The following is a 23,167-nucleotide window of genomic DNA, read 5'->3' on the forward strand; positions in this document are numbered from 1 at the left end:
GGCTCAGTATCTTACGGGCTGAGCGTTCCACAGTGGCGGCGCCGGGGGCGGCACGTTGGGCCGATTGAGGGTGGGAACCCCATCGTTCGGATGCGGCACCACACCGTAAGGATCACTGGCGCTCATGCCATAGGCCTGCACCCAATGCCGCAATCGCGCCAGGTTGGCGGCAATTTCCGGATCGTCGGGCGACAGCCGCGAGGCGCGCTCGAGCAGTTCGATGGCTTCGTAGTAATGCCCCTGCTCGCTACGCACCACCGCCATGTTGTTGATGGCCGCGGGATCGAAGGGGTTGACTTGCAGCGCTTCCTGCAGGGCCTGCTCGGCCGCATCGGGTTGCCCTTCGGCCAGATACTGCCGGGCGACCATGTCCTGGGTCACGAACGACGACTGGCCCTCGGGCTCGAACGGCGTTTCGCGCACGGGCACCGGGTAGGTGTTGCGCAGTGGCCCGGCGGTTTCAACGCGGTAGTCGGCGTCGCCGACCGGAATGATCTGACGCTCGGACGCCGTGCTGGCGCAGCCGGCCAGCGACACTGCGGTCAGCGTGACCCAGATTCGGAAGACGCTCATAGCCGGGGATCCCCGAAGTTGTAATAAGGAAGCAAGGGTGCCGGCGGAATCGACACCCGCCCTTGCGGCGTCATCAGGTAACGGATGTAGGCCGAGGCGTAGGCCTCGTCGTAATCGCGTGCGTTGTCGAGACCGAAGCGCGCGCCGGCGACGAGTTGCGAGGTGATCAGGTATTCCAGGGCACCGCCCAGCGAAAAGCCGACGCCGCTGGAGCTCTGCCCGGCATAACCGCCCGAAAACTCAAGGTCGGGGTTGTCGAGCACCAGCTCGTCGACCGCCGTTTGCAGGGCAGAGTCGTTGGGGAACAGCGGCGCGCCGTCTTCGCGGAACCCCTGGATGCCCAGCGAGGCGTTGAGTCGGTACGACAACCGGTTTCGCCCGCCGACCCACTCCACCGGGATCGCCAACGCCACATACGACTGCGGACTGAAGTAGCCGCCATGACCGAAGGTGAAGCGGCGCAGGTTCTCGTCGTAGGCGAAGGTCGTGAGGTTAAGGCCCCAGGTGACGCGCATGTCGCGCCGCTCGATGGCGCGGGCGTAGAACCCGGCACCCAGCTCATAGGACTGGTTGCGGGCGACATTTTCACCGTCATAGACGTGATAGCCGGCGTTGCCATAGATGCCGTACTGACCGAGACCCTGAATGATGTCCAGCCGGCCACCGGTCTTGGTTACCCCGCCCCAGTCTTCGCCCAGCCCCGGATCAAACGCTCCGGCGTAGGACAACAAACTGTCGGTCACCGAGCGCCTGGCGAGGTCGATCTTGAAGCTGGTGTCATCAATCTTGGGTTGCCAGTTGAGGCCACCGACAATGGTTTCGACCGGAAATCCGAGTGGCGAGCTGCCCACGTCGGCGCGAAACGGCCCGGCCTCGTAAGCCGCACCGACCGCGATTCCGTCCTCGCTCTGGCCGAAGCTACGTCCCTCCAAAACATCAGGGTCAACCAGCGCCAGCGCGCCAAACAGCGGTAGCTGGGCACCCGACACCGTGCCGGCATCAAGGAACACCGGCACCGCGCGCAGGCGAATCCGCCCGGCCCGTTCACCGGCAAAACTGACTTCGACCGGCATCTCGATATCGGTCAGTTCATCGAGCCCGGGCACACCATCGCGGTTGCGAATGCTGAGCCCCATGCTGGCCCATGCGCTGCGTTTGGCACGCAGGTCGGCGATGTCGCGCATCAGCGCGTTGCCCGGCGCATCCTGCTGCATCACCGGTCGCCCGCCGCCCGCAAATGCCGGCCGGGACAACAGCGGATCTTGGCGCAGCTGAATGTCGGGCGCAGCCCGACTTCTCGCCGAAAATGCCGGGGTCTGCACCTGTTGCTGCACCGGCTGCGGTTGCCGATAAACCGGCGCCGACAACTGTTGCGCCATCCCTGCAGGGCCGAGTCGCAGCCCCTGGGCCTCGTAGCTTTCGGCCGGCGCGCCCCATTGCACCTCATTGCGGGGCTGGATGGTTTCAACCTGCAAGCCGGGCGCGACGCTCAACGCCCCCGCCTGCACCGGCACACCGGGCGCGGACGCAGCGCGTGAACCATAAACCTGCGGGACTGGGGCCGGGTACTGCTGCGACGAGGGTCGGTTGCTAAGCTGCGTCGACAAGCCGGCGGGATAGGTTTGCCGGACTTGCGGCGCGTCACCCGTTTCGGCCTGGCCGGTGATGGACTGAATCTCACCCATCACATCACTGCGAAAGCGGTCCTCGCTGCCAATGCGCTGCTGCGGGCTCGCGGCAGGTGGCGCCTGTCGGGGGAAAACCGGCCCATCCTGCGGGGGCTGCCAGCTCGGTTGGGCCGCTTGCGGCGCAATCGTGCCGTACGCACGCGGGTCTTGCGCGACGCCCATTGCGTCCCGGTATTGTGGGACAGCGGGCGCTTGACGCGCGGGTTGCCCAGGCTGAAACACGTAGACATCGTCACTCTGCTGGACCCAGACACCCCCCTCGGCGCCGGGCAGACCGCGGGTTTGCACGGCAGCGCCGCGGCTGTCAGCGAGGGTTGTCACCCGCACCCAGTGCGTGCCCTGTGGCGGCGTCCAGGCATCGGCAACATAGTCGCTGCGGGGCCGCGCGGTGGCGGATGAGACGGTTAAGCCGTGTGCACCGGCGTCATGCGGTTTTTTTTTTGCCGAGTTCACGTTCGGCAGCGACCACCCTGTGAAGGGCGCTGCGCCCATGAAGTCCTGTCGGTAGGCGGGGGACTGCTGGGGGTCGACGAGGAACAACTGCGGCGAATAGGTGCCGTCGCCACTGACGCCTTCGGCACCGCCCGCTTCCTGATCGAGTCGCAGGGCGTGCTGGAACAGTTGCAGTGCGCGGCCATCTTCACCGCGCGCGCGCGCAGCCCGCCCGGCCAGCGCGTAGAGGCGCGAGCTGTTGGGATCAAGGGCGAACGCGTCGTCAAGCAGCACTTCAGCCTGATCAAGATCTTCCATGGCCAGTGCCGCGTTGATGGCGCTGCGATAGGCATCGGCGTTTTCCGGGTCGACGTCGATGACCCGGCGATTCAACGCCAGCACCCGATCGTAGTCGCGCGCGTCGTTATAGAGCCGCGCCAATGCCATCAGCACCCGTGGGTCGTTGGGGTTCACCCGCAGCAACGGTTCAAGGTACTCGTAGGCCTGTGCCAATTGACCGTCTTCGCGCACCAGATCGGCTTGGCGCAGGCGATAGGCGATGCGCATGTTGGCAAGCTGCAGCGACTGCTGATCATCAAAGCCGGTCTGCTGCAGCAGGTCTTCCATGACCACCTCAAACTCGGCGTCCTGACGCAGGGAAAACAGCAGCCCGGCGTATTGCAGGCGCATGCCAATGTCGGGGTTGGGCACTCGCGACAGTGCCTGGCGCATGTAACTCATGGCGCGCGGCTCGTCACCGATTGCCGCCCACGCGGTGGCCAGCGCGCCCAGCAGTTCGGGGGTTTCGTCAACGTAAGGTTCGACCACGGCGAGAATCTGCACCGCTTCTTCGAGCTGGCCGTAGCGGGCAAACACCGAGGCGCGCTCGGTTTCGTAACGAATCCACAGCCGCCGCTGCAGGGAAGCCATGTCGTCATTGCGGTTGACGGCAGGGATGCGTTCAAGCACCTGCAGGGCGTTAAACCAATCCTGCTGCTCGGACAGCAACATCGCCTTGATGAAGTAAGCGTCGGCCAACTGCTTGCCGTCGGTAATGAGCCCATCAACCAGCGTGTTGGCGTCACGGGTGCGGCCCTCTCGCTGGTAGATTCGCGCCAGCGACAGGCGGGTCCAGGGACTTTCCGGGTCGTGCAGCAACGCCTCTTTGAGCAGCTTTTGAGCGGTCGCGTCATCGCGATTGCGAATCGCCTTGTCGGCCTCATCGCGAAGGAACTGGCCGCGCAGCTGACTGAGATTGCCGACCTCGTTCTGCAATCGTCGGGGCAGACGTTCGGCCAGGGCAATGGCCTCCTGCAGACGGTTGGTCTGCGAGTAGACGCTGACCAGCCCGCGAATGGCCGTGAGGTTTTCGGGATCGCGCGCCAGCAGCTCGCGGTAGATCTGCTCGGCCTCACCACTTTGACCGCGCTCGACCAGCATGTCGGCGAGCGTGGATTTGACCTCCGGCTGCCGCTCGGCGACCTGCGGGTTGGCATCAATCGCCGAGCGCAAACGTTGCAGCGCCTCGTCGGTGCGACCCGCCTCGCGGGCGGTGGCGGCACTGCGCACCGCCTCCCAGAAGCGGGCCGATTGCAGGGCCTCGCGCCACCGCTGGGCGGTGTTCGGTTCGGACTGGCTGGCACGGTCTAACAGGTTGCGGGCCTCGGCGTAGCGCTCTTGGCGCAGCATGACAATGCCCATGCCCCCCAGGGCGTCGGCGTTGCCGGGCTGTTCGGCCAGGAGTTGCGCGAAGCTTTGCTCGGCGCCTGCAAGATCGCCGTTGTTGAGCACCTCGAAGGCCTCACGGATTCGGCTGCCGAATACCTCTTCGACGGTCGGACCGCTGGGCGCCTGTATCTCGCCTCCGCTTTGCGCAGCCGATCGCGCCTGCGCGCCGGGGTAGCTCCTGACCTCGCCGGTCTCCAGGGTGGCGACGGTGCCGCCCGGTCCGACTTTTTCCAGCGCAGCCAGGCGCTTGTCGATCTCGGGGTCCTTGCCAAATTTCTCGACGAAGCCCCGATACAGCGGCAAGTCGCGCGGCGTCGCCGACAGCCAGATCAACCCTTGTCGCCACGCCTGCTTGACCTCGACATCCACCGTGCCGTCATCCGCCAGCGCGGCCAACTGCTGCACGCCCTGACGACGGGTTGATTCCTGATACGTCAGGTGCTGGGCCAGCGCAACCTTGTAAATGGCGTCGTCGGGGTTTGCTTTGACCAGGCCCTCGAGGCCATTTTTGGCGGGTGTCCAGCCGCCTTCGGTACCGGCAAGCGTCTGGTAGTACTCAAGCCCGAGTCGGGTGTTGGGCACCTGGCCATCAAAGGCGCGCTCGTAAGAATCGATGGCGTCGTCAAAGCGCCCCTCCTGCGCCAGCTTGCGCGGGTCATCGAGGCGCTTCTGGTCGAATGACGCGGCCCGAATGGCCGCCTCCGCGCGGGGAATATCGGGATGCTCGGGCGCCACCTTGCGCAACCGTTCAAGGTAGACACCGGCCGCCGATTGACGACCGGTACGCGCCTCGGCCATTGCCAGACCGGCCAGCGCAGTGGGGCTGTCGCGTGACACCCGCAACAGGCGCAACCAACTGTCGCGGGCCAGGTCATCACGACCTTGCGCTTCCCAGTGCCGGGCCTGATTCGATAATTCGATCTCGGGGTCCGCACCTTGCGCCTGCGCGCTGAAGCCGCCTGTCGCAAGGCTGATGAGCCCGGCCGCGATCAATCCCCGCCATGCATCTCGCTGTGTCAATGCATCCACCTTGTATTCAAGCGGCCCAAACCGTCAAAACCGAATCGCCGTTCGAAGAATCCTTCGCCAAACAGCGCGAGCACCTGTTCAAAATAATGTGCCGGCTGCCCCAGATGTCCGTCGTGTCGGTCTGCCTTCAGCCGCTCGCGCAATGCGGCAACCGCAGAATCGTCGCCCAAGGCGTCGAAGTATGGCAACAGCGCTGCGGCAAAGCCGGCAGGCGTTGTCCCTTGGCCTTCGCCGGTGAGGGTGTCCACCTTTTCAATTGGCTCACCAGTCACTGCGCGCCTCAGAACCGGCGCTGCTGCGGCGAGGATCGGCATCATCCCCTGCCCGCTTGACTGGGTGGGCGCCATTGCCGCCCACAGGTAGACGCGAATGGCGTCGTAGCTGCCGATGCTGCCAGTGACACTGCAGACCGACGGCGTACCGTTGTCGTCGACCTCGTACCAGTCCGGCGCCAGACCTTGGGTGAGGTGCGTCTGCATCAGTGCAAGGTGATGGCGCCAGATCGCCATCCACGGGCCTTCGGGGTCTCGTTCCTGCAGGTAACGAAATTGAAATTCCGGCAGATAGCTGGGGTTGAGACGCCAGTGTCCGCTCTCGAGCAGGAAACCCTCAGGCGCGGGAATCAGCATCGAGCCGACACCCGGCAGCTCCGGCACAACCTTGCCTTTGACGTGGATCAACAATTGTTGCGCCATGGTGTTGTAGTCGGGCGCGCCCCAGAGTCGTGCGGCTTCGAACAAGGCGAAGATCAACCAAAGATCGGCATCGCTGGCCGGGTTGGCGTCAATCACGCCCCAACTGCCGTCGTCCTTCTCACCCCAAAGCCAGGCCGGCAGCCGGGTGGCGAAGCTGCCATCGCTGAGGTTGTTCCGGGTCCAGCTCACCACCGCGTCGAAGCGCTCACGGTCGTTCGCGACCAGGGCGAAAAACGCCGCATAGGCCTGACCTTCCGAGACGGTTCGCCCCCCGGCCGTGTGGTCAACCACGCGGCCATCGGCCTGGATAAAGCCTTCGGCAAACGCCTCCCAGGCTGGCCAGTGGCGGTGGCGCTCGCCCAGCCACCACCAGAGACCTGACGCCAGCGCAAGCACCAGCACGCCACACATGACCCACGGAAGCCGTTTGCGCATCCCGGGCGTCACACCCGCAAGCCGGCCGGGGCGGTCAGACCGACCATCAGGTTCGCGCTTCCTTACGCGACAACGCCATACGTCGCAGCACGCGGTAGAGCACCAGCGCGATCAGCAGCGAGGCGATCAGACCAATCAAGACCAGCATCACCGGCTGATGGGACAACCACCAGCGCATCCCGAGAATAAACGGCAGCTTGCCCATGGCGTAGCGCGAGCCCAGGTCGTAGTGATTGACCACGTCGCCACTGACCAACACCAATTCGTCGCGCACGTACTGGCTCTTGCCCGGGTCGGAAAGGACGTCGGACATGTGCACCAGTCCCCCCGGGGTCGATGAGGCGATGACCACCACCGAGCGGTCGCCGTCCAGTGGCGACTTGAAGCCCATGATGGCGCCGAGGTTGTCGGATGCATCGAGCACCATGTTGCCCGCGTGGCGCTGGGCACCCGACACATCTCGGCTTTCCCAACGCGCCCGCAAGCGGTCGATGGGACCGATGACATTGATCCGCATGTCGCTGGCGGTGAAGGTCATGGGCATCTCATTCGACCAACGGCTGAGCAGTGGCTGTGTGGCGCCGGTGCCGAGTACCAACAGGTCGGCGTCGCGAAATTGGTTGATGTCATCTGCACGCCCGAGTCGCACACGATGGGTCGGAAAGCCGGTCGAGCGACCGATACGGCCCATCAGCGCGAGGAACAGCTCAACATCACCAACCGCCATGGTGTCCGGCAGGATGACAGCGGTTTCGGACAGGTCGGCCATGCGCGTGAACGGCCAGCCCGAGCTGGCGAACTTCGACAGATCCGGCATCTGCGTGTAGTGCGGCAAGCCCTGCAGATCGATGGTCGAGTCTTCGTCGATACCGCCGCGCAGGTTGTCGAGCACCACATCGCGACAGGCACCCACCCGTTCGCGCTCGAAGTAGTACTGAAACTGCAGCTCGTTGTCGGCGCCGAACTTGTAGTCAGGGACGTAGACCGTGGCGGCGTCCACCGATTCGTATTGCGACACGAACGGCAGGTTGATCCGGTCTTCGGAATAACGGTCTTCGTTGGTCACCGACAGTGCAATGGCCTCGACAAACTCATTGTTGACGTTGACGTTGAGCGTCGACTTGCTGCCGACCGATGGCGTGTAGCGGTACTTCAGGTCCAGCTTGAGACCCTTGCTGCGCCAGGTGAACAGATCGGGCGGCAGGCTGAAAGGCACCCGGATCAGGTCGGGGTAAGCGCCGCTGGCGACCAGCGGAAACGGGTAAAGCTCGCCTAATTCAACCGCGCGATCGGTGGGCAACCAGCGCGGCGCGTCGTAAGGCTCGCGCGGGGCGGGATCGGTGAACTCGCGAATCTGCGTGCGCCCGCCCGACAGTGACCCTGTTTTCAGCGTGACCGCCTTGGCGGCCGTATTGAGCGCATCGCCGTCGACGCCGGCCAGCACCAGCAGCTTGGCATTGGGTGCACGCGGGTTCGCCACCATCGAGACGCTGCTGTTCCCGCCACTGGGCAGACTGAGCCCTTGTGGCGCCGCGCCGCCACTGCTGATGACAATACCGTGACCCTCGGGCAGCTCACCGATGCGCACCGGGAACTCCGCGCCGCGATAGGCCGCCAATGAACCGAACCATGACGCCACCACACCAGCGGCGCGCAACTCATCGACGCTCGGCGGCCCGGCGAAGACGATGGGCAGGACCAGGCGGCGCTGGTCACGGCTGTCGAAGAACGGCTGCGGAAGCAGCGCCAGGTCATCGACCAGATTCAGGGGCTCAATGTCGAGCTCCAACGTGGATTGGTTGCTGATCACCGACCACAGGGCGCTATGGAAGGGGTTTTCGCAGTCCATCGTGTAGTGACCGATGAACTGCAAACCCACCTGATTGAAGCGAACGAACAGACGAGGGTCGAGGTCGATCACCCTCTCGGCACCCTCGACGGTTTCCGGGCTGGTGGGCACGGTTGCCGACAGTTCGTTGTTCATGAACACGTTGAGGTGCGACAGGGGAAAGATCAACGATGGGGAGTGCGCGTATTTGATCGTCAACCGTGCCCGGCGGACGATTTCGTCATCGCGAATGCTCAGGGGAATGGCGATCTCGCCCTGTGTGCCACGCAGGCGGATCGGCCGATCGATACCGAGGTCCTCAAACGTCAACGTGCGACTTTCAGCACGCGTGGCGCGGGCCTCGTCGTCCTGAGCGAAGGCACCGCTCTGGGCCGCCATCAAACCCAAACCCAGCATCACCGCCAATGCGACGCCCCCACCCCGTCGAGACCGCAGGGTGCCCGCCATTGCTGCGAATTTTGTTTTCATGGTTTCGACCAAGTTGGTTACCCCAAAGCGAACGATGCGCGCAATGCCCGACACCCCGTACCGCGCCACTTCACCAAACGACTGTCCGATTTGATCTTGACGCCGTTCAGTTGACCACTTCATCCACGCGTCCGCGCGACCGAAGATGGTCGCCACCAGTTGCCGTTCCTGATCAAGGCTGAGCGGCAAAAAGTTAAGGCTCAGCACCCCGTCGCTGCTGCGCACCACCCGGGCCTTGGTCCACACCAGGCGCTGCTGCGGCAGCAGCGCCACCTCCACGTCCGTCCCGCTGGTGACGCCCTGCAATGCGCCGATTCTAAGCGCCACACCGCCCTCGGAAATGTCTCTTGTCACACACGGTACATCTTGACCATCCGCCAGCCGCAGCCGCGCGGGCACCTCAACGGTCACGCGGATGGTGCGGCGAATCTGTCGCGACTCCCAGGCCACGGCCACTGCAGCGCCCAGAATCACAGCGTTGTACACCGTCCAAAACATGTTGAGCAGCACTGTGTCGAGCTCATGGGTGTTCCAGAACAGGAACCGGACGATCCCAAAGCAGAAGCCGGCCAGGTTCAGGGCCAGCAGCACGAGGTACGGGTTGGCAATAGACCGATCGAAATAATCCTTGTCGACCAGCCCGCCTTTGGCCGTGACGTTGAATGCGCCCATCTTCGGATTGATCAGCGCCACCGTGGTCGGAATCAGGATGTAAGTGGCCAGCACCGTCTCGTAAACCTCGGCCCAGAACGAGTGGCGGAAGGCACCCTGCAATCGCGAGTTGGTGATGTTGGCGTGCACCAAATGCGGTGCGGCGTAAGCCGCAATGGCCAGCGCCGAAGCCTCGATGATGTGCGCCTCAAAAAACAGGTACGACAGTGGCGCGGTCAGAAACACCAGACGCGGCAGGCCATAAAAGAAGTGCAGCATCGCGTTGGCGTAGCAAAGCCGCTGACCGATCGACAGGCCCTTGGCGATGATCGGGTTGTCAATGCGAAAGATCTGCGCCATTCCGCGTGCCCAACGAATTCGTTGACCGACATGCGCCGACAGCGACTCGGTGGCAAGACCGGCCGCCTGTGGCAGATTCAAGTAGGCGGTTTTCCACCCCCGGCGGTGCATTTTCAGCGCCGTGTGCGCGTCTTCGGTGACGGTTTCGGTGGCGATGCCGCCCACATCGTCCAACGCAGTGCGGCGCATGACCGCGCAGGAGCCGCAGAAAAATGTGGCATTCCAGAAATCGTTTCCGTCCTGAAGCAGGCCGTAGAACAGTTCGCCCTCGTTGGGCACCTTGCGGAACGTGCCGAGGTTACGCTCGAAGGGGTCCGGCGAGAAGAAATGGTGCGGCGTCTGCATCATCGCCAGCTTGGGGTCCTTGACCATCCACCCCATCGCCACCTGCAAGAACGACCGCGTCGGAATGTGATCGCAGTCGAAGATGGCAATGAACTCACCCTGCGTCTTGGCCAGGGCACGGTTGAGGTTGCCGGCCTTGGCGTGCTTGGAGTCCGCACGCGTGATGTGGGTGGCGCCGACCTCCTCACAAAAGGCTTTGAACTCATCGCGACGCCCGTCATCGAGCACGTAAATACGCAGTTTCTCGCGCGGCCAGTCCACGTCGAGTGAGGCCAGCACCGTCGGCCGCACCACGCTCAGCGGCTCGTTGTAGGTCGGGATGTAGATATCGACCGTTGGCCATTCGTCGACCTGTCGCGGCAAGGCCACCGGCTTGCGCTGCAGCGGCCACAGCACCTGAAAATAACCCAGAAAGAGGACGATGAATGCGTACATCTCGGCGGCCACCAGCCCGAACGAGAAGAATGTGTCCAGCCCGTCACGGTGAGCCATGCCCCAGCCCAGCGTTTCGGTCAGTCGCCAGAACATGTAACGGGTGCTGACCAGGATCGACAGGGTGATCATCGCCAGTGACGCCAGACGCCCGTCCGTGCGGTTGAACCACAGCGCCAGAAACAGTGTGCCGACGCCCATGACACCTTGTTGGGTGACGGACAACGGCGTCGAAATGAAGGCGATGACCGGGATCAGGCAGATCAGCAGCACCAGCGGCAGCGCAAACGGAATCCCCCAGATCGGCTGCTCGACAAATCGCTCGACACGACGGTCGAAGTTGCGGTTCTGCAGGCTGCGCTTGTTGGGCTGCCCGGTCTTTTTGTCGCTCATATGTGGGTCACCAACCATTGGGCAAGGTCGCGAAAGTCGGCCTCGACCGCCGCCGCCGGGGCGTACTCGGACAGCCTCTGCGCTGCTGCAAATGATTCCCGCAGCGGCGTGCTGTGACCGATGGTGAGGCTTGCCATGTGGGCGGCAAGGCGGTTGGACAAATGCTCGGCAACCTCGGCCGCCAGCCCATCGGCGTCGGGCACGGCATTGATAACGCAAGCGGCGGTGATGAAATCGGGCCTGCCCAGGCAGTACGTCGCCAACCAGCGTTCCAGCGTCGAAACGGTGACCAACGAGGCGGTGTCGGGCAGCAACACACCCAACATCGCTTGCGTCAACGACAACAGCTGCCGCACCTGCGGTCCACTGCCGGGCGGCGTGTCCACCAGCACCAAGGTCTGCGGCGCAAGGTTCAGCGACGCCAGCCCGCGCAGAAGCCAGTCGGGATCGTCGGCGCACAGCGCTTCGAACTGCGCCACCGCACCCTCATCAAGCGCGCCAAATGGCAAAACGCTGACCCCGGACGGGCTGACCTGCATCGCCAAAGACCAGGGCGCGTCATTCAGTGACTGCACGGCCAGTCCGCGAACGTCATCGAAAGACAGCTGCAGATGCAGTCGCAGGGCGTTTTGCGGATCGAGATCAAGCACCAGCACCCGGTGTCCGTCCGCCGCCAAGCACCTCGCAAGGTTTGCCGTCACGGTGGTCTTGCCGACGCCCCCCTTGGGCGACACGACGGCAATCAGGCTGAGCTCGGCATCGCGCATGACTTGCGACTAGGGCCTGTTAACACGATTGGGCTCGCTGAGGCCGAGTCGCTTATGGCCCAGGGCGAGGCGGGAGAAGCGCGCTTGGGTCACGCCAAATATGCGACGACCAACGAAGCCCAGGGCCAGAACCGGCCGGCCCCTTCGGATTGCTGTCTGTTTTCCCGCCATGCGGTGTTGCGCCTTCGTCATTTGGAATAACCAGATTTCCTCAGTCGCGCATTGCCTGGCGAAAAAACAGCCGGCAACGCAGCGATGCCAATCGTGTGAACACACCCTAACGTCGCGCGCGGCCCAGGCGGCTGAGCACCGCGTCGAGTTCAGATGCTGCAGCGGCAGCCTCGCCCGGCTGTCGGCCTGCCAAAGGCCGGGGGGCGTAGCGCAGTCGCGGTGCGCCAAGACGGTCGGTGGCGGTCATCTCGGGATGTTTGAGCCGGGTCAGCACGGCGCCAAGGCCCGCTTCGTTATGACTGCCGCCGGTGCCGGGTTCGGGGGCGGCGACGCGCTCGGCATCCCCTGCCCCTGCGGTGGACGGGGCCGGCTCGACATACGGCGGCGCTTTGGGCTTCGCCCTTGCCTCAGGCGACACGCTGGTCACTGGTTCGGGTGCCGTTTCCTTCGGGCGAATTTTGGCCACCGCCGGCACCGCCTGGGCCGCAGCATCGACCATCGCCCAGCGACGCGACGCCGGCCGTGACGGACCGGCGTACAGCGAACGCTCTTGCGCATCAGGCGGCGGCACGACCTGCGCATCAACCGTTGGTGCAACACGGGCACGCATCACCGGCGGCGTTTGCTCGGGCGCCCCCAGATCAGGTGTCAAGCCGGGCAGAAAGACTTTGGGCTGCTCACTGGCATTGAAGCGACCGCTGGGCGTGCCACTGCCAAGCGGCGGCCCACCGGCCGGCCGCCGAGTGCCGGGCGGCGCATTGGACGCCACCGGCTGACCGGTCTCGGTGCCGCCACTTTGACGGCGCAACTCCAGATAGTCCTCGGCATTGAGACCGAGATGGGCGAACAGGTGCTTGATGTCGTCATTGCGGTTGCTCATGACGATCAGGCGAAAAGGCTTTGATGGGCGAGGCGGAATTTGAGAACATCAGCCGGCCCTTCGGCATCGCCAATCTGACGCAGCTCAAGCTGGTCATCAACGCCCAACTGACCCAACCAGGTGCCGTACAAGCCTTCAAGAATTGCGCCGGCGGCCGTCATGCCAGACTCACCAAACGCGGCACGCAGCGGCGCACAGGCATGGCTGAAATCAAGAACGCTCTGCCGGTCTCGAATGCTTACGAAACCCCAGTCGCGCTGGGCCAACCAATCGTTGAACGCCGATTCAAGTTCGGTCAGTGAGGCGCCAGCCGACACCGGCGAGGCATTGGCCATACGGGCGCCGACTGCAAAATAGAATCCACGCATTTCGGGGACCGACAACTGGGCAGCGAGCTCGCGCGACATGGCATGGAGAAAATCCTGCCATTGCGGGTCGCATCCTCGCTGGACGAAATAGCGAAGGCTTTGCTGTTCGATGTCGCTCATGGCTGACGCTGCGCTCCGCGCTGGGGATTCGGGACTCGATCCGCACCGCGATCAACATAGAGCGTATCTCAAGCCTTATCAATGGCTAAGACAAACCATCGAAGGCTACGCCTGAGCGTTGGCACCTCCGTCTCGCGAAGAGAAGCCGTCAGGGCTTGAGGTGTGCCTCAAGAAACTGCTTGGCCTTGTCGAGCCATGACGCGGTCTCGGGGCTATGGGTCGCACCTCGGCCGTCCATCGAGTCGCGCAGTTGTTGCAGCAGCTCACGTTGGCGACGCCCGAGGTTGCGCGGTGTTTCCACGCGCACCTGACAGAGCAGGTCGCCCTGCCCGGCGCCGCGCACCGACTTGACGCCGCGCCCGCGCAACCGAAAGGTCTTGCCGGTCTGGGTGCCTTCGGGAATCTTCAGGGTGACGGCGCCCAGCAGCGTCGGCGCCTCGATTTCGCCACCCAGGGCAGCGGTGGTCATGTCAACCGGGATGGTGCAGTGCAGATCATTGCCATCTCGGTCGAAGAAATCATGGGGCCGCACATTGATTTGCACGTAAAGGTCCCCGGCCCCAGCACCCTTCTCACCGAGCTCGCCTTCACCCGACAGGCGAATGCGGTCACCGGTGTCGACCCCGGCGGGAATCTTGACGCTCAGGGTTTTTTCTTTCTGCACTTTGCCGGCGCCGCGGCACGGCTTGCACGGATCGGTGATCACCGTCCCCCGACCCCGGCAGGCCGGACAGGTCTGCTGCATGACGAAAAAGCCCTGCTGCACGCGCACCTGACCGCTGCCATGGCAGCTGGGGCAGGTGCCCGGGCGCTTGCCGTCGGCCGTGCCGTGGCCGTCGCAGCTTTCGCAGCTCGACCAGCTGGGGATGCGGATGGTTTCTTCGGTGCCGGCGGCGGCCTGCTCCAGATCAAGGTCCATCATGAAACGCAGATCCGCGCCGCGCCGCGGCCCCGCGCGACCGCCGCCACCACCACGGCCGCCGAAAATGTCGGCAAACACGTCGCCAAAAATGTCGGAGAAGCCGCCCGCGCCCGCACCACCTCCGCCGCTTCGGCTCAACCCATCGTGACCGTGCTGATCGTAGACCGCCCGCTTCTGCGGATCGGTAAGCACTTCGTAGGCTTCGTTGGCTTCCTTGAACTTCTCTTCGGCCGCCGCATCGCCGGGGTTCCGGTCCGGATGCAGCTTCATGGCCAACCGGCGGTAGGACTTCTTCAGGACGTCGTCGTCAGCGTCACGGGGTACGCCCAATACGTCGTAGTAGTCGCGCTTGCTCATGTCGAGACGTGGGGCAAGAGGCGTGGGGCGAGGTGCGGCAGGGTCATCCTGGAAAGATCCCGATTTCAGAACATCACGTGAAGGAAACACGCGAGGGGTGGGCCGCTGGCAGCCCGGAAGGCTGCCTCACGCCCCATCCCTCACGCCTCGGGAACCTCTGCAAAACTACTGCGCTCCTCATTTCGCGCTCCGGCGGAACGCGAGCTGAGCGTCGCTCGCTAAGTTTTTCAGAGGTTCCCTTGCGGCTTACTTCTTGTCTTTGACTTCGGTGAACTCGGCATCCACCACGTCACTGTCGGCGTTGCCGGCACCTCCTGCGGCTTGGTCGGCAGCGGCACCCGCCGGGTCACCACCGCCGGCCTTGGCATAAGCACGCTCGGCAAGCTTAGTGGCCACTTCAGCCAGCGCGGCGGTCTTGGTGTCGATGGCGGCTTTGTCGCTGCCCTTGATCACGTCGCGTAGTTCGCTGATCGCAGCCTCGATACGGGTCTTTTCTTCTGCGTCAACGTCGGCTTCGAGATCCTTCAACGACTTCTCGACGCCATGGATCATCTGGTCGGCCGAGTTGCGCGCGGTGATCAGCTCGTTGAACTGACGATCTTCCTCGGCGTGCAGTTCGGCGTCCTTGACCATCTTCTCGATCTCATCATCCGACAGGCCGGAGTTGGCCTTGACCACGATGGACTGGCTTTTGCCGGTCGCCTTGTCCTTGGCCGACACGTTGAGAATGCCGTTGGCGTCAATGTCGAAGGTCACTTCAACCTGCGGCACGCCGCGCGCGGCCGGCGGAATGTCAGCCAGGTCAAACCGGCCAAGACTCTTGTTGGCTGCGGCAATTTCGCGCTCGCCCTGGTAAACCTGAATGGTCACGGCCGTCTGGTTGTCGTCGGCGGTGGTGAAGGTTTCGGACTTCTTGGTCGGAATGGTGGTGTTCTTCTCGATCAGCTTGGTCATTTTGCCGCCGAGGGTTTCGATGCCCAGCGACAGCGGCGTGACGTCAAGCAACAGCACGTCTTTGACGTCGCCGGCGAGTACGGCGCCCTGGATGGCGGCGCCGACGGCGACGGCCTCATCAGGGTTCACGTCCTTGCGCGGCTCACGGCCAAAAATGTTCTTGACGATTTCCTGGACCTTGGGCATGCGGCTTTGACCGCCGACCAGAATCACTTCCTGAATGTCGCCCGCCTTGAGGCCGGCGTCTTTCAACGCCACCTTGCAGGGCTCAACCGAGCGCTGAATCAACTCGTCCACCAGCGACTCCAACTTGGCGCGCGACAGCTTCATCACCAGGTGCTTGGGGCCGGAGGCATCGGCGGTGATGTACGGCAGATTGATTTCGGTCTGCGTGGTGCTCGACAGCTCGATCTTGGCTTTCTCGGCCGCCTCCTTCAAACGCTGCAGGGCCAGGGGATCCTTCTTCAGGTCGACGCCCTGATCCTTCTGAAACTCGGTGGTCACATAGTCGATCACGCGCATGTCGAAGTCTTCGCCGCCGAGGAAGGTGTCCCCGTTGGTCGCCAACACTTCGAACTGGTGCTCGCCATCGACTTCGGCAATTTCGATGATCGATACGTCAAACGTACCGCCGCCCAGGTCGTAAACGGCGATCTTGCGGTCGCCCTTGACCTTGTCCATGCCGAACGCCAACGCCGCAGCGGTGGGCTCGTTGATGATGCGCTTGACTTCAAGGCCGGCGATCTTGCCCGCATCTTTGGTCGCCTGCCGCTGATCGTCATTGAAGTAGGCCGGCACGGTGATCACCGCTTCGGTGACCTTTTCGCCGAGATAATCTTCCGCGGTTTTCTTCATCTTCATCAGCACTTCGGCGCTGACCTGCGGCGGCGCCATGCGCTTGCCACGGGCTTCGACCCAAGCATCGCCATTGTCGTTCTTGACGATCTTGTAAGGCACCATGGCGATGTCTTTTTGCACCACGGCGTCGTCGAAACGACGGCCGATGAGCCGCTTCACTGCGTGCAGAGTGTTGTGCGGGTTGGTGACCGCCTGACGCTTGGCCGAACGGCCGACGATGGTCTGGCCGTCGTCGGTGTACGCAACGATGGACGGCGTGGTGCGCTCGCCCTCGCTGTTTTCAATGACCTTGGCGGTGCCGCCGTCCATGATGGCGACGCAGCTGTTGGTGGTACCGAGGTCAATGCCAATGATCTTTGCCATGGGGGAACTCCTGAAAAATTCTGCAATACGGATTTGTGGAATGAGGTGGGCGCGCATCGCCCGGATTCAAGGGGCGTGCAGCGCGGTGCCTCAGTTTTTGTCGGCTTCGGGCGGTGCCTTGGCGACGATGACCATGGCCGGTCGCAGCAGCCGATCGTGCAGGCGATAGCCCTTCTGCATCACGGCCAGCACGTGATTGGGCGCGACATCGACACTCTCGATCATGCTCATGGCCTGCTGCTCGTCCGGGTTGAAGGGCTGGCCTGCGGGGTCCACCGCGGTAACGCCCTGCTTTTCGAGGAAGCTGGTCACCTGGCGCTGCGTCAGCTCCATGCCCTCGGTCAATTTGGCGACTTCAGCGTCGGGCTTCAGCGCCGCCTTGAGGCCAAGCTCGACCGAGTCGGCCACGGCGAGCAGCTCTTTGAGCAGGTTCTCGGTGGCGTATTGGGCGGTGCGCTGTGCGTCGCGCTCAAGACGACGACGGGTGTTCTCGAAGTCGGCGGCAGCGCGCAACTGCGCGTCCTTGGCCTGTGCGGCAGCCTGCTCGGCCTCGGCCAGCGCCGATTCCAGCGCGACCAGTTGGGCTTCGAGGGGAATCTCGGCCTCGGTCGTCACGCCAGCATCTTCTGCGGCGTGGGGGCCGACGTCGGGATCGGCGTCAGGCGAAGCGGAAGGTGGCTTAGTGGAGGTCATAGGCCGATTTCAGGTTGGAATGGGGATCGTCGCCGGGCTTACCCGACCGACATGGCTCAGACGCTGGTGGTGGCCCCGCCTATTTCAAGGGCTACGGTCATCGCCCATTGCACTTCACCCGTCCGCCAGGCCGCGTGACAGCATCCGCGCAGCCTCGCCGACCAGGGGGATGATCCGCTGATAGGCCATACGCGTCGGGCCGATCACCCCCAGGACGCCGGCCACGGCGCCGTCAACGAAATAGGGCGCCGTGACCACCGTGACCTCGTCAAGCACCCGGTAACCCGACTCCTGGCCAATGAACACCTGCACCCCATCGGCGGCCAGGCACTGGTCGAACAAGCCTAGAAGGTCGCGCTTCTGATCAAGCGCATCGAACAGGCCGCGCAGCCGCTGCACGTCGGTGAGGTCCTGAAAGCCCAGCAGATTGCTGCCGCCGGCATGGACGAAATCGGGTGCGTCGTGGGGCGACATCGCCCTGCGAGCCATCGACGCGGCATCGCGGAGCATCACGTTGACGCGGTCCTGGGCATCGATGGCCTCGTCGAGCAGCGCCTGCCGCAACACGCCCAGCTCCCGCCCGGCGTAATGCTCGTTGAGGATGTTGGCGTAAAGGGTCAGCTCGTCGGCGCCGTAGCTGCGGTCCATTTGCAGCACACGGTTCTGCACTTCGTGTTGATTGACCACCAGTATCGCCAGCACGCGCTGGTCCGACAGCGGCAGAAATTCGATGCGACGCAGGGTCGCCAGGTTGCGTCTCGGCACGGTGACCACGCCCGCCATCTGCGTGAGTTGCGAGAGCAGGTCACTGGCCGCCCTGGCCAGGTCAGGCCCTTGCTTGAGTGAACCTCCGCCGAAGGTTTCCTCAAGCCGGTTGCGGGTCAAAACGTCCAGTGGCTCTGGCGACAACAGGGTGTCAACGAAGTAGCGATAGCCACGCTGCGTCGGAATGCGTCCAGCAGAGGTATGCGGCGACGCGACCAGGCCCAGCGCATCGAGGTCGGCCATCACATTGCGGATGGTCGCGGCCGAAAGCCCCAGACCTGCGGCGCGCGACAGGGTGCGTGAGCCCACCGGCTGGCCGTCCTGGATGTAGCGCTGGATCAGCAGATTGAGTAAATCAGCTGCCCGTTCGTTCAGTGGTTCGGTCATCCATCATCCCTACGTTCCGGCCATGGGGCAGCGTGTTCACGACGACCGCAGCGCCGCGAACAATCTGCCGCATCATCGCCTGCCCCGGGCCGCAACGCACAGCGGCCCCGCGGAAGACCCGCGCGCAACCCTTCAATTTTATTCGCGACGCAACTAGTGTCCTTTAACAAAAGTTCACTTTATTATTGATTCGATCAGAGAGGCGGGCGATAGCCGAGATGATTTCATCGGCGGATTTGCGCCATACGAAGGGTTTGGGGTCCTGGTTGTAGGTTTTGAGGTAGTGGCGGATGGATCGCTCAAGGTCGTTGGTACTGGTGTGGGCGTTACGTTTGATCCACCGCTGTGACAACAGCGAGAAAAAGCGTTCTACCAGATTGAGCCAGGAAGCTGAGGTCGGGGTGAAGTGCAGGTGATAGCGCGGTCTGGCGGCAAACCAAGCGCGGACCGCTTCGGTTTTGTGCGTGCCGTAATTGTCGAGAATGAGATGAATATCGAGGTGCTTGGGCACCTCACGATCCAGTGCGCGCAGGAACGCCAGGAACTCCGCACTGCGATGCCGCCGGTGCAAGCGACCAATGACTTCGCCGGTGGCGATATCCAGCGCTGCGAACAAGGTCGTCGTGCCGTGTCGCACATAGTCGTGGGTCGTGGTTTCGGCAGACCCGAAACGCAACGGCAAGCCAGGTTGGGTACGGTTCAGGGCTTGAATCTGGCTTTTTTCATCAACGCACAACACCAAGGCACGATCTGGCGGATTCAGATACAGACCGACGATGTCGTGCACTTTGTCAACAAAGTGCGGATCGGTCGACAACTTGAAGGTTTCCAGCCGGTGCGGCTTGAGCCCAAAGGCGCGCCAGATGCGGCTGACTGCCATGGCATTGAGGGCAGTCTCTTCGGCCATCAAAGTCGTCGACCAGTGCGTCGCCTTGGCTGGACCGCTATGCAAAGTCTTCTCAATGACTTCCGACACTTTGTCGTCGTTAATCGTGCGCGGTCGACCCGTGCGCGGCGCATCGCTCAATCCCGCGATCCGGTACTGCTCAAAACGCCGCCGCCACTTCGACACGGTTTGCGTCGTCACCCCGCAGCGCTGTCCCACTTCGCGGCCCGACAATCCAAGGCTGCACCCCAGAATGATCTGCGCACGCTGCTTGTCCGCCGACGGCGTCTTGCGACGACGAGCCCACTGCTCCAACTCCGATTGCTCGGTGGGTGTCAGCTCCAGCCCAATGGGTTTGCGTCCCGTCATCTCCGCATCCTCCCTCAAGTCAGGGAAGATGGACAACGGTCACTCATAATCGTTCTATGAACTTTTGTTAAAGGACACTAGGGCCTGTTAACAGTTGGCGCAGCGATACGGCAATTGTTAACAGGCCCTAGGTCTGCCAATACCGAAGCTCTACACTAGTCACCTGTTAAAACTTTCCAGGTCATTCGCGCTTGACGCAAGCATTTACCCGGCTGGGCATCATCGGCAAGCAGGACCGCAAAGCCCTTGAAACGGTCGACCGGTTGGTCGCCTGGCTGGAATCCATCGGCCATGCACCGCTGCTCGATCAGCCACTGAGCCCGCACCTCGACCGCCCGGCTGAGCGCTTCTGCCCTCGTGACCTGCTGGCCACGCGCTGCGATCTGGTGCTCGTGGTCGGCGGCGACGGCACCCTGCTGGCGGCGGCCCGGGTCATGGCACCGCGCGGCGTGCCGATACTCGGCATCAACCAGGGTCGCCTGGGCTTCATGGTGGACGTGCCACCGGACGCGTTCGAGACCCCCATCAGTGCCGTTCTGGCGGGCCAATACACCACTGAAAGCCGCCTGCTGCTCGAGGCCCGGGTGATCAGCACGCATGGTGAAGCTGGCCCGCTGCTGGCGGTCAATGACGTGGTGATTCGCAACCAGGCCTCGATCCGCATGCTGGAATTCGAGACGTGGCTGGGCGACCAGTTCATCAGCCAGCACCGTGCCGATGGTCTGATCGTTTCCTCGCCGACCGGCTCGACCGCTTACGCCCTGTCCAGCGGCGGCCCGGTGATCCACCCGGCACTCGATGCGATTTCGCTGGTGCCCATTTGCCCGCACACGCTGTCCGACCGCCCGCTGGTGGTCGGCGCCGACCGGCCGATCAAGATTCGTCTGGGCGGCGGCACGGGCACGCTGGCGACCGTGACCTGCGACGGTCACTCTCACGAGGCACTGCGCCCCGGCGACGAGTTGCTGGTGGCGCGTGCCGGCGTTCGGCTGCAGTTGATTCACGCCGTCGGGTACGACTATTTCAACGTGCTGCGCAACAAGCTGCACTGGGGTCGCGGGCCGTAATGCTCAAATCACTGACCATTCAAAACTTCGCCATCATCGACTCGGTGGCACTGGAATTCGGTCCCGGCCTGACCGTGCTGACCGGCGAGACCGGTGCCGGCAAGTCAATCCTGATTGACGCGCTGGGCCTGTTGGCTGGCGCCCGCGCTGACAGCCAGATGGTGCGCGACGGCTGCGAGAAAGCCGACATCACCGCCACCTTCGAGCTGCCGCCCGATGACGAATCGGCCGCCCGCAAATGGCTGCAGGCGCAGTCGCTGGTCGACGAAGACGACCCCGATCTGGTGGTGCTGCGCCGCGTAATTCTTACCGAGGGTCGCACCCGCGCCTTCGTCAACGCCCAACCGGTCAATGCCAGCGCCCTGCGCGAGCTCGGCGATTGCCTGATCGAAATCTATGGTCAGTCGGAGTCGCAGACGCTGTTGCGCGGCGACACCCAACGACAGACCTTGGACGCCTTTGGCCAGCACGGCGCCGCGCTGGCCAAGGTCGCCGCAGCGGCGGAAGCCCTGCACGAGACAGACGCACTGATCGAGTCGATTCGCAAGCAAGGTCAGGGCGACCCTGCCCGACTGGACTTTCTGCAGTTTCAGATCCAGGAACTCGAAGCGCTGGCGCTGCAACCCGACGAACTGCCAAAGCTGGAAGCCGAGCATCGGCGGCTGGCCAATGCCGGACGCCTGCTTGAAGACGGCAACCTTGCGCTCAGCAGTCTGGCGGGGGACGACGCGGCGGCCGATGCCGCCATCAGCCGCGCCCAGCAACTGCTCGACGCCCTGGCCGATCTGGATCCGGCCTTTGCCGAGTTGGCACCGACGCTGGAGTCGGCGCGCACCCAACTGCAGGACGTCATCCACGCCCTGCGCGGCGCGCTCGACCGGCTCGACCTCGACCCGGGTGAGCTGGCACGTGCGGAACGCCGCATGAGCGCGATTCACGACACCGCGCGCAAACACCGCGTTAGACCGGAAGCGCTCGCCGAACACCTTGAGACGCTGCGCGAAGAACTCGACCGCAACCAGAACCACGAACAGCGCTTGGCCTCACTCAGCCGCCAGCGCGAGGGTCAGCTGACGACGTATCAGACTGTCGCCCGCGCACTGAGCAAGGCGCGTGAAAAGTCCGCCAAGCGACTGGCCGACGGCGCCACGCCCATCGTCCAGGGCCTGGGCATGGCCAACGCGCGCTTCCAGATTGCAGTGACCGCCGACCCGCGCACACCGGTGCGCAGCATTGGCTTCGACGAGGTCAGCTTTGAATTCAGCGCCAACCCCGGTCAGTCACCCCGACCGCTGAGCAAAGTCGCGAGCGGCGGCGAGCTGTCGCGCGTGTCGCTTGCACTGCAGGTGGTGGCCATTCAATTGCGCGGCGTGGCGACCATGGTCTTCGATGAGGTCGATGCCGGCATCAGCGGTGCGGTGGCCGAGCGTGTCGGACAAGAGCTCAGGGCGCTGGGCACCCGACGACAAGTTTTGTGCGTGACCCATCAGGCACAGGTCGCGGCGCAGGCCCATCAGCATCTGTCGATCCACAAGGACGTGACCGGCGGCAAGACCTTCACCCGCGTCACGCCATTGGACCGCAGCGCCCGCATCGACGCGCTGGCGCGCCTGCAGGGCGGGCAAACCATCACTGCATCGGCGCGACAGCTCGCCGCCGAACTGCTCGATCAGGTTGCAGGCGACGCCTGACCCACTGGCGGCCGCCGCAGTGCTGGGCCCGCCTTATTTCGACTTCAACGGCTTCACGTACAGCACCAGGCTGTGATCGTGTACGTCGTAGCCGTGCTTTTTGGCGATCTCGTGCTGCAGCTTTTCGATCTCGTCACTGACAAATTCAATGACGTTGCCGGTCTCAAGGCAAACCATGTGGTCGTGGTGCTCGCCGCTGGCCAATTCGAAAACCGAATGACCGCCCTCAAAATTGTGCCGCACCACCAGACCGGCGGCTTCGAACTGGGTCAGGACCCGGTACACGGTGGCCAGCCCGATCTCTTCGTGGGATTCCAGCAGCAGACGGTAAATGTCTTCGGCCGACAGATGCGCATCAGCGTTGGCTTCGAGAATCTGCAGAATTTTCAGCCGTGGAAGGGTGACCTTGAGGCCAGCGTTGCGAAGGTCGGATGATTCCATGAGTGCACTCCAAGTAATGCCGTATTATGA

The 23,167-nt window shown here is 63.7% G+C and carries 15 protein-coding genes; 2 read left to right on the forward strand and 13 right to left on the reverse strand.

Features of this window, described 5'->3' with window-relative positions; translation table 11 throughout:
- Positions 1-3: 3 nt before the first annotated feature.
- From U741_RS0114400 to U741_RS0114460, 12 genes are all read right to left on the reverse strand, one after another.
- Positions 4-573 (reverse strand): tetratricopeptide repeat protein, encoded by a 570-nt coding sequence (locus U741_RS0114400; RefSeq protein WP_029891151.1) that lies wholly within the window; start codon positions 571-573, stop codon positions 4-6.
- On the reverse strand, positions 570-5,450 hold the full coding sequence (locus U741_RS0114405; RefSeq protein WP_152551627.1) for a cellulose synthase subunit BcsC-related outer membrane protein: 4,881 nt from the start codon (positions 5,448-5,450) through the stop codon (positions 570-572). The genes U741_RS0114400 and U741_RS0114405 overlap by 4 nt, the downstream gene beginning before the upstream one ends.
- Complete coding sequence (bcsZ, locus tag U741_RS0114410; protein ID WP_052378859.1) at positions 5,438-6,580, reverse strand: cellulose synthase complex periplasmic endoglucanase BcsZ; 1,143 nt, start codon at positions 6,578-6,580, stop codon at positions 5,438-5,440. Before bcsZ ends, U741_RS0114405 begins: the two co-directional genes overlap by 13 nt.
- Positions 6,581-6,626: 46 nt before the next feature.
- Complete coding sequence (bcsA, locus tag U741_RS0114415) at positions 6,627-11,078, reverse strand: UDP-forming cellulose synthase catalytic subunit (protein WP_052378860.1); 4,452 nt, start codon at positions 11,076-11,078, stop codon at positions 6,627-6,629.
- Positions 11,075-11,845: a cellulose biosynthesis protein BcsQ gene (gene bcsQ / locus U741_RS0114420; protein ID WP_052378861.1), complete on the reverse strand. Its 771-nt coding sequence runs from the start codon at positions 11,843-11,845 to the stop codon at positions 11,075-11,077. The genes bcsA and bcsQ overlap by 4 nt, the downstream gene beginning before the upstream one ends.
- A 277-nt stretch (positions 11,846-12,122) precedes the next feature.
- The gene (locus tag U741_RS0114425) at positions 12,123-12,896 is read right to left on the reverse strand and encodes a hypothetical protein (RefSeq protein ID WP_029891156.1); all 774 of its coding nucleotides are present in this window, start codon (positions 12,894-12,896) and stop codon (positions 12,123-12,125) included.
- A 5-nt stretch (positions 12,897-12,901) separates the two neighbouring features.
- The gene (bcsD, locus tag U741_RS17960; RefSeq protein WP_052378862.1) at positions 12,902-13,384 is read right to left on the reverse strand and encodes a cellulose biosynthesis protein BcsD; all 483 of its coding nucleotides are present in this window, start codon (positions 13,382-13,384) and stop codon (positions 12,902-12,904) included.
- 148 nt (positions 13,385-13,532) lie between these two features.
- The gene (gene dnaJ / locus U741_RS0114435; RefSeq protein ID WP_029891158.1) at positions 13,533-14,663 is read right to left on the reverse strand and encodes a molecular chaperone DnaJ; all 1,131 of its coding nucleotides are present in this window, start codon (positions 14,661-14,663) and stop codon (positions 13,533-13,535) included.
- Between the two features lie 246 nt (positions 14,664-14,909).
- Positions 14,910-16,838 carry a molecular chaperone DnaK gene (gene dnaK / locus U741_RS0114440; protein ID WP_029891159.1) on the reverse strand — a complete coding sequence of 643 codons (1,929 nt, stop codon included), beginning with the start codon at positions 16,836-16,838 and terminating at the stop codon, positions 14,910-14,912.
- A 90-nt stretch (positions 16,839-16,928) separates the two neighbouring features.
- Positions 16,929-17,531 (reverse strand): nucleotide exchange factor GrpE, encoded by a 603-nt coding sequence (gene grpE / locus U741_RS0114445; protein WP_029891160.1) that lies wholly within the window; start codon positions 17,529-17,531, stop codon positions 16,929-16,931.
- Positions 17,532-17,645: 114 nt separating this feature from the next.
- Entirely contained in the window at positions 17,646-18,683 is a 1,038-nt protein-coding gene (gene hrcA, locus U741_RS0114450) for a heat-inducible transcriptional repressor HrcA (protein WP_029891161.1), read from the reverse strand.
- Between the two features lie 163 nt (positions 18,684-18,846).
- On the reverse strand, positions 18,847-19,938 hold the full coding sequence (locus tag U741_RS0114460) for an IS630 family transposase (protein WP_029890621.1): 1,092 nt from the start codon (positions 19,936-19,938) through the stop codon (positions 18,847-18,849).
- 191 nt (positions 19,939-20,129) lie between these two features.
- On the opposite strand from U741_RS0114460, the gene U741_RS0114465 reads away from it, so the two are divergent.
- Both U741_RS0114465 and recN read left to right on the forward strand, forming a co-directional pair.
- On the forward strand, positions 20,130-21,005 hold the full coding sequence (locus U741_RS0114465; RefSeq protein WP_029891162.1) for an NAD(+) kinase: 876 nt from the start codon (positions 20,130-20,132) through the stop codon (positions 21,003-21,005).
- Positions 21,005-22,696 carry a DNA repair protein RecN gene (gene recN, locus U741_RS0114470; protein WP_029891163.1) on the forward strand — a complete coding sequence of 564 codons (1,692 nt, stop codon included), beginning with the start codon at positions 21,005-21,007 and terminating at the stop codon, positions 22,694-22,696. The genes U741_RS0114465 and recN overlap by 1 nt, the downstream gene beginning before the upstream one ends.
- Before the next feature lie 33 nt (positions 22,697-22,729).
- Here the strand turns inward: recN and fur are convergent, their stop codons facing one another.
- A complete protein-coding gene (fur, locus tag U741_RS0114475) occupies positions 22,730-23,137 on the reverse strand; it encodes a ferric iron uptake transcriptional regulator (RefSeq protein ID WP_029891164.1) in 408 nt (135 codons plus the stop codon).
- Positions 23,138-23,167: the final 30 nt, after the last annotated feature.

The sequence above is a fragment of the Polycyclovorans algicola TG408 genome, assembly GCF_000711245.1.
In the GTDB taxonomy this organism is placed as follows: Bacteria; Pseudomonadota; Gammaproteobacteria; order Nevskiales; family Nevskiaceae; genus Polycyclovorans; species Polycyclovorans algicola.

What these genes read in the sequence shown, in the direction of transcription:
- U741_RS0114400 (WP_029891151.1), bottom strand. Translation starts at nt 573, where the DNA reads ATGAGCGTCTTCCGAATCTGGGTCACGCTGACCGCAGTGTCGCTGGCC.
- bcsZ (WP_052378859.1), bottom strand. Translation starts at nt 6,580, where the DNA reads ATGCGCAAACGGCTTCCGTGGGTCATGTGTGGCGTGCTGGTGCTTGCG.
- bcsA (WP_052378860.1), bottom strand. Translation starts at nt 11,078, where the DNA reads ATGAGCGACAAAAAGACCGGGCAGCCCAACAAGCGCAGCCTGCAGAAC.
- bcsQ (WP_052378861.1), bottom strand. Translation starts at nt 11,845, where the DNA reads ATGCGCGATGCCGAGCTCAGCCTGATTGCCGTCGTGTCGCCCAAGGGG.
- U741_RS0114425 (WP_029891156.1), bottom strand. Translation starts at nt 12,896, where the DNA reads ATGAGCAACCGCAATGACGACATCAAGCACCTGTTCGCCCATCTCGGT.
- bcsD (WP_052378862.1), bottom strand. Translation starts at nt 13,384, where the DNA reads ATGAGCGACATCGAACAGCAAAGCCTTCGCTATTTCGTCCAGCGAGGA.
- dnaJ (WP_029891158.1), bottom strand. Translation starts at nt 14,663, where the DNA reads ATGAGCAAGCGCGACTACTACGACGTATTGGGCGTACCCCGTGACGCT.
- dnaK (WP_029891159.1), bottom strand. Translation starts at nt 16,838, where the DNA reads ATGGCAAAGATCATTGGCATTGACCTCGGTACCACCAACAGCTGCGTC.
- grpE (WP_029891160.1), bottom strand. Translation starts at nt 17,531, where the DNA reads ATGACCTCCACTAAGCCACCTTCCGCTTCGCCTGACGCCGATCCCGAC.
- hrcA (WP_029891161.1), bottom strand. Translation starts at nt 18,683, where the DNA reads ATGACCGAACCACTGAACGAACGGGCAGCTGATTTACTCAATCTGCTG.
- U741_RS0114460 (WP_029890621.1), bottom strand. Translation starts at nt 19,938, where the DNA reads ATGACGGGACGCAAACCCATTGGGCTGGAGCTGACACCCACCGAGCAA.
- recN (WP_029891163.1), top strand. Translation starts at nt 21,005, where the DNA reads ATGCTCAAATCACTGACCATTCAAAACTTCGCCATCATCGACTCGGTG.
- fur (WP_029891164.1), bottom strand. Translation starts at nt 23,137, where the DNA reads ATGGAATCATCCGACCTTCGCAACGCTGGCCTCAAGGTCACCCTTCCA.